The sequence below is a fragment of the Saccharothrix sp. S26 genome, assembly GCF_021390395.1.
GTDB lineage: Bacteria > Actinomycetota > Actinomycetes > Mycobacteriales > Pseudonocardiaceae > Actinosynnema.
Window position 1 is genome coordinate 25,861 of the sequence record NZ_JAJUWT010000041.1, and the last position, 10,899, is coordinate 36,759.

General features: G+C 73.9%; 6 protein-coding genes. 4 read left to right on the plus strand and 2 right to left on the minus strand.

Going from position 1 to position 10,899, the window contains the following annotated elements; genetic code table 11:
• Nucleotides 1-47: 47 nt before the first annotated feature.
• Nucleotides 48-2,402 carry an HAD-IC family P-type ATPase gene (locus LZG04_RS41050; RefSeq protein ID WP_308199697.1) on the plus strand — a complete coding sequence of 785 codons (2,355 nt, stop codon included), beginning with the start codon at nt 48-50 and terminating at the stop codon, nt 2,400-2,402.
• Between the two features lie 10 nt (nt 2,403-2,412).
• On the opposite strand, the gene LZG04_RS41055 is transcribed toward LZG04_RS41050, so the two are convergent.
• A complete protein-coding gene (locus tag LZG04_RS41055; RefSeq protein ID WP_233827371.1) occupies nt 2,413-2,919 on the minus strand; it encodes a DinB family protein in 507 nt (168 codons plus the stop codon).
• A gap of 388 nt (nt 2,920-3,307) precedes the next feature.
• Between LZG04_RS41055 and LZG04_RS41060 the strand changes: the two genes are divergently transcribed.
• Together LZG04_RS41060 and LZG04_RS41065 are read left to right on the plus strand one after the other, a co-directional pair.
• Nucleotides 3,308-6,976, plus strand: coding sequence for a DEAD/DEAH box helicase (locus LZG04_RS41060; protein ID WP_233827372.1), 3,669 nt, complete (start codon nt 3,308-3,310; stop codon nt 6,974-6,976).
• Nucleotides 6,973-7,587: an acetoacetate decarboxylase family protein gene (locus LZG04_RS41065; RefSeq protein WP_233827373.1), complete on the plus strand. Its 615-nt coding sequence runs from the start codon at nt 6,973-6,975 to the stop codon at nt 7,585-7,587. The genes LZG04_RS41060 and LZG04_RS41065 overlap by 4 nt, the downstream gene beginning before the upstream one ends.
• Nucleotides 7,588-8,081: 494 nt before the next feature.
• Here the strand turns inward: LZG04_RS41065 and LZG04_RS41070 are convergent, their stop codons facing one another.
• Entirely contained in the window at nt 8,082-8,651 is a 570-nt protein-coding gene (locus LZG04_RS41070) for a GNAT family N-acetyltransferase (RefSeq protein ID WP_233827374.1), read from the minus strand.
• Between the two features lie 500 nt (nt 8,652-9,151).
• Here LZG04_RS41070 and LZG04_RS41075 point away from each other — a divergent pair, with 500 nt between their 5' ends.
• The gene (locus LZG04_RS41075; protein WP_233827375.1) at nt 9,152-10,054 is read left to right on the plus strand and encodes a phosphatase PAP2 family protein; all 903 of its coding nucleotides are present in this window, start codon (nt 9,152-9,154) and stop codon (nt 10,052-10,054) included.
• The last annotated feature ends 845 nt before the right edge of the window (nt 10,055-10,899 follow it).

Sequence of the window (10,899 nt, forward strand, 5' to 3'; positions counted from 1 at the left end):
ATGGCGGAAATCGCGGCGGCAGGTGACCATGGGCGTGGGAGGTCGCCGTGTCCGAGGTCGCCGGCGTGCGGGAGGAGCGGCCGTCGGGGCTGACCTCGGCGGAGGTCGCGCGGCGCGTCGCCGACGGGCGGACGAACGCCGTGCGGTCGCGCACCAGCCGCGGCACGGGCCAGATCGTCCGGGCGAACGTCATCACCCCGTTCAACGGGCTGCTGACCGCGTTGTTCGGAGTCGTCCTGGCCACCGGGCGCTGGCAGAACGGCCTGTTCGGGCTGGTGGTGGTCGCCAACACGGCGATCGGGGTGGTGCAGGAGCTGCGCGCCAAGCGCACCCTCGACCGGCTCGCCGTGCTCAACGCGCCCCGCGCCCGGGTGACGCGCGACGGGGTGACCTCCGAGGTCGACGTCGGCGACGTGGTGGCCGACGACCTGATCGGCCTGCGCACCGGCGACCAGGTCGTCGCCGACGGCGAGGTTACCGCGGCCGACGGCCTCGAAGTGGACGAGTCGCTGCTGACCGGCGAGTCCGACCCCGTGCACAAGGCCGTCGGCGACGAGGTGCGGTCCGGGTCGATCGTGGTCGCGGGCTCCGGCCGGTTCCGGGCCACGGCGGTCGGCGCGGACGCCTACACGACCCGGCTCACCGCCGAGGCCCGCCGGTTCACCGTCGTGCGGTCGGAGCTGGTCGCGGGCACGAACAAGCTGCTGCGGTGGATCTCGCTGATGATGCTCGTGGTCGGTCCGCTGCTGCTGTGGAGCCAACTGCGCAGCCCCGACACCGACGACTGGCAGGAGGCGATGACCGGCGCGGTCGCGGCGCTGGTCGGCATGGTCCCCGAAGGGCTGGTGCTGCTGACCAGCCTGGCGTTCATGATCGCCGCGGTGACCCTCGCGCGCGAGCAGACCCTGGTGCAGGAGCTGCCCGCGGTGGAGGTGCTGGCCCGGGTGGACGTCGTCTGCCTCGACAAGACCGGCACGCTCACGCACGGCGACATCGTGTTCGACCGGCTCGTCGCGGACGGCCCGCACGACGACCTGCACGAGGCCCTGGCGCTGCTGGCCACGGCGCCCGACGTGAACGCCACCTCCGCCGCGCTGGCCGAGCGGTTCACCTCCGCCACCTGGCGGCGCACCGGCGGCGTGCCGTTCTCGTCGAGCCGCAAGTGGTCCTCGGTGGACACCGACGGCCACGGCACGTGGGTGCTGGGCGCGCCGGAGATGGTGTTCCCCCGCGGCGGGCCGCTGTCCGACCCGGCCGCCGACCTCGCCGCTCGGGGCAACCGCGTGCTCGTCCTCGCCCGCGCCGACTCCCCCGGCGACGGCACGGCGCTGCCCGCCGGCCTCACCGCCCGCGGGCTGGTCGTGCTCGCCGAACGGGTCCGCGACGACGCCGCCGACACGCTGCGGTACTTCGCCGAGCAGGGCGTGGCGCTGCGGGTGATCTCCGGCGACAACCCGCGCACGGTCGGCGCGGTGGCGGTGGCGGTCGGCGTGCCCGGCATCTCGGCGGCGGACGAGGCGGTGGACGCCCGCACGTTGCCCGAGGATCCCGAGGCGCTGGCCGACGTGCTGGAGACCTCCGCCGTGTACGGCCGCGTCACGCCGCAGCAGAAGCGGGCGATGGTGGGCGCGTTGCGGCGGCGCGGGCACGTCGTGGCGATGACCGGCGACGGCGTGAACGACGCGATGGCGCTCAAGGACGCCGACATCGGCGTGGCGATGGGCAACGGCGCGGCCGCGACCAGGGCGGTGGCCCAGCTCGTGCTGCTGGACAGCCGGTTCGCGCACCTGCCGGACGTGGTCGCGGAGGGTCGGCGGGTGATCGCCAACATCGAGCGCGCGGCGAACCTGTTCCTGGTGAAGAACGCGTACTCGCTGGTGCTGGCGCTGGTCGTGCTGGTCAGCGGCATCGCCTACCCGCTCGCGCCGATCCAGCTCACCATGATCTCGGCGTTGACCATCGGCATCCCGGGTTTCGTGCTCGCCCTGGGGCCCAACCGACGCCGTTACGTGCCCGGTTTCCTGGGCCGGGTGCTGCGGCTGGCCGCGCCCACGGGCGTGGTGATCGGGCTGGCCGCGTTCGGGGGCGACCTGGCGATCCGTGCGCTCGACCCGACCGGAGGACGGGCGGGCGGCCAGACCGTGGCGACGGTGGTGGTGCTGGTGGCGTCGCTGTGGACGTTGTCGGTGCTCGCACGGCCGTTGGCGGGGTGGAAGGTGGCGTTGCTGGCGGGCCTGGCGTCGGCGGCGGTGGTGATCCTGGCGGTGCCCGTGCTGGCGAGGGACGTGTTCCTGCTGGACGTGACGCCGCAGCGGCTGCTGGTGGGGCTGGCGGTCGGCGCGGTGGCGGCCGGGTTGGTGGAGCTGGTCGGCCGCTTCGTGCCGCGCCCGGCCCACGACTGACCTGCCGCGCTCACGCGCCGACCGTGCCGTCGATGCCTTCGCGCAGGAGGTCGGCGTGGCCGTTGTGCCGGGCGTACTCGTGGATCAGGTGGAGCATGACCAGGCGCAGCGAGACGTCCTCGCCCCAGCGCTCGTGGTGGCCGGTGACGTCGAGCGACTCGGCCTCGCGCTCGATGCGGCGGGAGTGCTCGACCTCCTCCTGCCAGGCCGCGAACGCCTCGGACCTGGTGGCGGCGGAGGCGTCGTAGGCGACCTGGAAGTCGCCGTCGGGCGACCACACCAGCGGGACGTCCTCGTGGTTGATCACCCGGCGGAACCACGTGCGCTCCACCTCGGCCATGTGCCGGACCAGGCCCAGCAGGGTGAGGGTGGACGGCGGCATGGAGCGTTGGCGCAGCTCCTCGGTGGACAGGCCGTCGCACTTCAGGGCCAGGGTGGCGCGGTGGTAGTCGAGGAAGGCGCGCAGCGTCTCCCGTTCGTCGCCGCGCAGCGGTGGGCCGATCCGTTCGGTGGTCACGGTGGTGATCCTGCCCGGCGGCCCGGGGTGGGTGCCACGGACCCGCTCGTGCCCCGGATCGCCGGCCGACGTGGTGCCGCCGGTGCCGGCCGGGTTTCGGCCGGGTTCGGAGTCGACGGTCGGGCCGGGACTGACTACCTTGGGCGGGCACCACGGGTCGCTGACGGAGGAGGAGCACATCCGCTGCTGAACACGATCGGGTGATCATGGCCGGGACATGTACGGAAACACTGTTCTCGTACCTCGGTTGGAATGACGGAGCGCCGACCAGCCCCGCTCCATCACCACAAGGGCCGCCCGACCGCGGCCCGGCATAGCATCACGACGGCCGCGCGTTCGGCCGCCAGGGGGTGCCGACGACCGCGGCGACCGGGACGGGAGGCGACGAGTGGAGCACGGGTCGCCGGTGGTGGACACCTCGGTCGCCGGAGTCGTGGAAGCCAGGTGGGGCGTCCGCCCGGAGCCCGCGATCGCCCGGTACGCCGAGCCGGGCTGGCAGCTCTCCCCGCTCCCGATCGACCGCCGGTGCCCGAAGTGCGACGGCGAACTCCACGGCCTGTACCGCGCCCACCCCGACCGCGGCCGGCAACAGCTCCAGGCCGCCGTGGCCTGCCCCACGTGCCCCGCGTCGTTCACGCTGCGGGAGCTCAAGCTCGCCCAACGCTCCGTCCTGGGCGACCTGCGCCCGGACGCCGTCTCCCGCCGCCTCGCCGAAGACGCCCAACTGGACGCCCTGGCCCGCCAGTCCCGCGCCACCCGCCCACCCACCACCCCGACCCCCGCCGCCGCTGCGCCTGCTGCCACCACCCCCGCCGCCGCTGCGCCTGCTGCCACCACCCCCGCCGCCGCTGCGCCTGCTGCCGCTGCCCCCGCCGCCGCTGCGCCTGCCGCCGCCGCGCGGGGTGCCGAGGCCGACGTGCCCGAGATCGCGCCGGACCTGCCGTTGGAGCCCGGTTCGCGGCGGCGGGTCGTGGCGGATTCGGGGTCGGCCGGGCGCGGGCCAACAGGGCGCGGGTCGCGGCGGCCCGGGTCCAGGGTCGGTGCGGATTCGGGGATGCCGGCCGGGGCGCGGGGTGGGGTGGGGTCGCGGGGTGGGCCCGGGGGTGGCGAGCCGGCGGTCGGGGCGAACGCGGCGGAAGCGGGGGTGGAGTCGCAGGTCTCAGCGGCGGAAACCGCGGGTCGTGGGCCAGCGGAGGCCGAGGGGTCGGCGGTGGCGCGGCCGGTGAGGCGGGTTTCCACGGTCGCGATGGCGGCTCGGATCCGGTCGATCCTCAGCGGTTCGGAGGTGGCGTCGGCGGCTCGGGTGGCGTCGGCGCCCGTGTTGCCGCCGGCGGTGGCGGCGCGGGAGTCGCGGCCCGTGTGGTGGTGCAAGACGGTCGACCCCGGGTTCGATGTGCCCGAGGTGCCGACCGGGGTGGACGCGCGAGTCGTTTTGCCCGCTTTGTCCGAATTTGACGCGGTGCGGGAACGGCTGGCCGCAGCAGGGGTGCCGTTCCGGGCCGTTCGGCACTGGCTGGAGCAGGAGGAAGTGTCCGCGACCGCCGCCACCGCCTGGCTGTCCGACGTCGGCGGCGTGGTGCCGGAGCGGTGCGAGTCGGTGGTCGGCGAGGGTGCGCGGGCGGCTCGGCTGGCCTTCGAGATGGTGTGGGACCTGCACGAACCGGTCGACGCCGACACCGTCCCCGACCCCGTCCCGGTCGAGCGGTTCGTGCCCGCCGACTGGGCGCGGTTCCTGCCCTTCCCCGTCCTCAACCCCGCCCAGGCCCAGGCGGCACCCCACCTGGTGGACGGCGACTCCCACCTGTTGATCACCGCGCCGACCGGCGCGGGCAAGACGGCGATGGGCATGCTGGCCGTGCTGAAGGCGATCCTGCACGAGGGCCGCAAGGCCGCCTGGCTCGTACCCCAACGCTCCCTCACCGACGAGCTCGACCGCGAACTGGAGAGCTGGCGCACCGAGGGCCTGCGCGTCGAACGCCTCTCCGGCGAGTACGCCGTGGACGTCGAAGCCGTCAAAGCGGCCGACCTCTGGGTCGCCACCACGGAGAAGTTCGAGGCGATCTGCCGCGCCGGCTCCCTGCAGGCCGCGCTGGGCGAAGTCGGCTGCCTGGTCGTGGACGAGATCCACCTGCTCGGCAGCCCCCATCGCGGCGCGCTGCTGGAAGCCCTGCTGGCCCGGGTGCGCGGCACCGACTCGCCGGTCCGGATCGTCGGGCTCTCGGCAACCGTGTCCAACGCCGCCGAGGTCGCCGAATGGCTGGAAGCCGACCTCGTGGCCACGACCTGGCGGCCCTCGAAGGTCACCTGGCAGCTGCCGACGATCCCGGCCGCCTCCGGCTTCACCGCGAACAACCGGCTGCGGGAACAGGTCGTGCTCGACCTGACCCACCGCCACACCGCCGAGGGCGGCAGCGTGCTGGTGTTCTGCGGCTCCAAGCGCAACGTCCGCTCCACCGCGATGGCGATCGCCGCCGACCGGGGCGCGCCCGTGCACACCGTCGCCGCCGACGACGTCGACGGACTCACCAAGGCGTGCGCGGAGGTCGGCGTCCGCCTGCACTACGCCGACTACGAGCACAAGCACGCCGCCGAACGCGCCTTCCGCGCCCGTGAGGCGGACGTCCTGGTCGCCACGTCCACCGTCGCGGCGGGTGTGAACCTGCCCGCGCGGGCGGTGATCGTCCGGGACGTCGGCATCGGCGGCGAGCCGATCGACACGTCCACCGTGTTGCAGATGTTCGGCCGGGCCGGACGCGTCGGCGCGGGCGAGACGGAGGGCTGGTCGTACCTGATCGTCGACGAGACCCAGCGCGCGGACTGGCAGACCCGGCTGGTGGCCGGGTACTCGGTCTACTCGCGGATCCGCGACTCGCTGCCCGACCACGTGCTGGCCGAGGTGCTCCAGGGTCGGATCGGCACGGTGGACGACGCGCAGGCGTGGTGGGTCGAGACGTTGGCGCACGCGCAGGGTGACGACGACGTGGAGCCGGTGCAGGAGGCCGTGTCGTTCCTGGTGGACGAGGGCCACCTGACCGCGGTCGACGGCAGGCTGGCGATCACCGAGCTGGGCCGGTTGACCGCGCGGATGATGGTGTCGACCCACACCGGGCACCGGTTGCGCCGCACGCTCGGCCTGCTGCCCGTGCCGCACGACCCGGACGAGGCGGAGAACGCGCTCAGCCTCGTGCTGTCGGTCGCGGTGCGGGACCTGGCGGGCATCCCGGTGCCGGAACCGGTGCGGCCGGCCGTGGCCACGGTGATCAAGGCGGGCGGCAGGACGTCGCAGATCACGAACACGACGTCGGTCAAGGGCCTGGGCTCGCAGACGACCACCGCGCCCGGCGACCTGGCGTGGGCGGCGCTGCTGCTCGCGGCACGCTCGCCGCACCTGTTCGACGGCAAGCGGCGGGTGGCGGGCGGCATCCCGATGTCGACCCTGCACCCGGTGTACGAGCAGGCGCCGAGGTTCCTGGCGTGGCTGGCCGCGCAGGGCGTGCTGGGCACCGTGCACCCGTGGATCGCCGTGGTGGCCGCCGACCTGGACCACCGCGTCCGCTGGCGTGCGCTCGCGCCGGGCCGGGGCGCGGGCCGGTTGCTGTGGATGTGCGAGGAGATGGCGACCCGCGCCCACCTCCGGGAGGTGGTGCCGGACCTGTGGCGCTCGGCGGTCGCCCGGGGTGTCCGCGCCCCGGACTGGCCGCCGGGGCGTTCCCCGGCGGGCTGCGTTCTCGACCACGCCGGCTACACGGCGCTGCTGCGCGAACGCACCACCAACCACACCCTGGCCGCGCACGCCGACAACGCCACCGTCACCGGCGGCACGGGCGCTTCCGCGATCGCCTGGCGCGGCCGGACCTGGACCGCGCCGACCACCTCCGCCACGATCGCGTACCCGCCGTCGGAAGAGGACGACAACGAGACCGGGGTGGCCGTCTTCACCCGCCGCGGCGACTACCGCGCCACGGGCTGGCTCGCCGCCTACACCGGCCTCACCACCGAGCCCGCCCCCACCCCGGCACCACCGAGGCGCCCTCGCCGGGGCTTGGGCGTTCGATGAGCTATCCACCGGAACCCTGGGTGCTGCACGGCCGGGCGTGTGTGGCGGTGTGGTTGGTGCGGGCGGCGGCGGTGCCGGGGTTGCCGGTGCGGGTGGTGACGGTGTTCGGGTGGGCGGTGGTCGGGGTGGCGTTCGTGGACTACCGGCCGCCCGGGATGGCCTACCACGAGGTGGTGGCGGCCGTGGTGGTGCGGGACGGGTGGCGGGTCGGGGTGTCGATCCCGCGCATCTGGGTGGACAGCCCGGCGTCACAGGCGGGTGGGCGGGAGCTGTGGGGCATCCCGAAGCAGCGGGCCGGGTTCGACTGGGGTCCGGGGTGGGTCGCCTCGGCCCGGGACGACCGCGGGCCCATCGCCTCGGTCCGGGCGCGGCCGTCCCGGTTCGGGGTGCGGCTGCCGGTGGCGGGGTCGACGTGGCAGGCGTTCGGCGCCGGCCTGGCCCGCACGCCCCTGCGCGCCACGGGCCGCGTCACGCCGGTCCGCGCCGCCTGGCACATCGACCCGAAGGGCCCGCTGGCCTGGCTGCTCCCCCGCCGGCCGCTGCTCAGCCTCGCCGTGCGCGGCCTGCGGCTGACGTTCGGGCCGCGCCACCGCTGGACGAGTGATGCATAACTCGGTTCAGTTGTCGTAGGCGGTCGGGGACCGGGTGACGGGCCGGCCGGTGGCCCGGTTGTGCCAGATGGCGGCGGTCAGGGCCAGGAGGCGTTGGGCGATGCGGCCCGCCGGGATGCGGGGTCCGGTTGTCCCCGGAACCAGCGCGAGTGGGAGCGGCAGAAGCCGTACTTCGCCCAGCCGCCCCGTTCCGAGCGCTTCACGGTCGGGCAGGGAGCGGCCGCATTCGACCGGGGTGGAGTCGACGATCCAGGTGGTGTCGCTCCCTGGGTCGGTGTCGGCCGCACCAGGCGCATGACCTGCTTGACCAGGGGTAACGCGCTGCGCAGGCGGCGGTTGTAGCCGGAGTGGCCGGGCAGGTACCGGAACGCGCCGGGCATCCGGACGGGCAGGAACCGCAGCCACCGGGCCTCCGAGGTGAACCCCAGCAGCGCCTGAGCGACTGCCAGGGTGACCAGTGCGGACCTCCCCGGAGGCATACACCGACAACACGGTCACTGCGGGCGCGGCCGGGTCCTGGGATCCGCGGGGCTGCGCCAGACCGGTTGGAGATGAGGTCCGCCCGGCAGGGTTATCGGGTCGCCGAGCCGCGGGAGCCCGACGCGCTCGTACAGCGCCAGGCTTCTCGGCGAGGTCGCCTCGGCGTAGAAGCCGACGGCGTTGGCGTCGCACCAGGACGCGAAGCCCGCCATCAGTTCCCGGCCCCTGCCCTGGCCCTGCGCTTCGGGCCTGGTGCCGATATAGGTGCAGTAGAGGTGGGGTGGCAGGCCGCGACGGCGTTGCCCCAACAGCCGCGTCAGCGTTCCCACGGCCTCGGACCGGTCACGTAGCCCCGGACGGTCGAGGGCGTTGTCCTCGGCGGATTCGCCGTGCCAGCCGGGTGGGTACGCCAGGTAGGCGCACTCGTAGTCGGGTGAGACCATCACGAGTCCACCGTGGCCGGCGGTCGACTCGACGATCGCCTCGAGGAACTCCGCCGAGCGGCGCGGGCGTGTTGCCGGGTCCGGGAAGAGCCACGCGAACAGCGGGTCCTCGCGGAACGCGGACGTCAGGGTTGCCGCCACCCGGGAGTGTTCATCACCGGCGGCTCGCCTCAGTGGCAGTCCTGGTTCGCGTTCCGCGCCGCTCCTGGGTTCACCGCGGCGATTCGCGCCCATGTCGGGGAAGATGCCCGGCAACGGGGTGACCAAACTCCGGCACCGGTCCACGAGCAGGATTAGGTCCGAACGTGTACTCGTCGACACGGCCGGACGTGGTCTCGTGCCCGAGGAGCTCGCCGGGAACGGCCGGCGGACGTACCGTCACTGCACTCCCAGATCGCGCCGCCTCCGACCGCGCCGGGAGCGGATCATGGGCACGCTGCGAAGACCTCGCGTCACCCGAGCCGCCGCGCTCCAAGGTTCCGACCTGCACCGACGACTGGACAGGCACCCTTCCGCAGTCGCGACCGGGCTTCCCGCCGAGGCGGGTACACCGTCCGGCGATCGCTTCGTCGCCACACCGGGCGGTGGGCACCGCGCCGCTCCATGATGGACCTCTGATCGTCGTGGTGGGGAGTGCGGGCGTGGCATCGGAGGAAGAGTCCGACCGCCGACCTGAGCAGGTCGTGGCACCGATCCGGTCCCGGCGGTGGGCGGTGATCGCGGTCGCGGCGTCCGGGGTCGCGGTTCTGGTCTACGTGCTGGCCGTGTGGACGGTGACGGGTCAGGCGCTGGAGAACGCCGCGTTGCGCGGCGCGGATCAGGTCGACGCGGCCCAGGCCGGTGAGGCGTGGCGGGCGCTGGACGAGATCACCGTCTACTCGCTGGCGGCGGCCGTGGTGCTCATCGCCTTGGTCGGCGCGCTGCGGAGGCGCTGGGACCTGGCGGTCGCGGCGGTCGGTGTTGTGGTGGTCGGCCAAGTGGTCGTCCAGGCTCTGAAGCGGTTCGTGCTCGTCCGGCCCCCGTTGGTGGAGGTGACCGGCGACTACGCGCACAACAGCCTGCCCAGCGGGCACACCGCGATCGCCATGACCGTGCTGTTCGCCGCCGTGATCGTCGCGCCTCACCGGTGGCGCGGCGTGGTGATGCTGTTCCTGCTGCCGTGGGCGGTGGGCATCGGTCAGTACACGCTCACCGCGAAGTGGCACCGGCTCAGCGACACCCTCGCCGCGGACGCGATCGCCCTGGCACTGGCCGCGCTCGCGTCGTGGTGGCTGGCGCGCCGCGGAGCGCTGAACCGCTACGAGGGCCGTCGCCGGGTCGGCCGGGTCGTCATCGGGGCGTTCGCCGTGGTGTCCGCCGTGGTGGGACTGGTCCTGGGCGGTGTGCTGTGGGGCGTGCCGCTCGCTCGCGCCGGTCTGGCCGGCGCGGTGCGGGACCACGACTACGAGTGGGACGTCTACCTCGGCGCCGGGTCGTTCGCCCTGGCCGGGTCGCTCGTCGCGGCGCTGGTGTTCCTCGCCTCTTGGCGACGGTTGGAGACCTGACCGCACACCGGTACGGGCAGGTCGTCGACGTCGCCGACCGGAACGCCTTGTGGGCGGGTTCAGGCTGGCTTCTACCGCTGGTCGCCCCGGAGCTCGATGTCCCGACCGCCCGGCTGGTGGTGACAGCCGTGGCGGCAGCGGCGGCCTGCTACGTCAAGGCCCATGCCACAGTCGTTGATCGACATATGGCGCGCGTGAGGACGAGAGCCGAGGCGAGTTGCTCAAGCTCGGACACCGGTGCGCTCTACGCCCGCGTCCGCGAACGCGGCACCACCTCCGGCGAAGAACGCCGAACTCGCTGCTGCGTGCGGACGTCCCGCACCGGTCCGCGTCGGTCACCCTCGCGGTGGCCCGGGCCCTGCTCGGCTTCACCTCCGAGGCCCGCCGGCTGCGGTTCCTGCCGGCCCGGATGCCCGGTGCGTTTCAGTACCTGCCCGGCCAGTCCGGCTACCACCGCCGCCTACGGGCGGCACTGCCTCCGCACTCCTGCCGGGTTACCGGTCGCCTGGGCGTTGGCCGACCCCGGGATCGACGGGCGGGAGGTGCTCACGGCCCTCTGCGACCACGAGCCCCACCTGCTCGACGACCGGCCCGGCCCGCTGATCATCTCCGACAAGGGCTACGTCTCCCACGAACTCGACCGCTACCTGCACGAACGCGGAGTCCGACTGATCCGGCCCTCCTACCCCAACCGCAGCTCATCAAGTCGGTCAACGACCCCGTTACCTTTTTCGTAGCTCCTGATCAAGGAGCCGTGGTCGCCAGGTCCGGCATGACTGACGCCCCCAGTCGAACCCATGATCCGGGGGGTGGTGTCACCGGGTCTGGTGGCATCGAGGGACCGC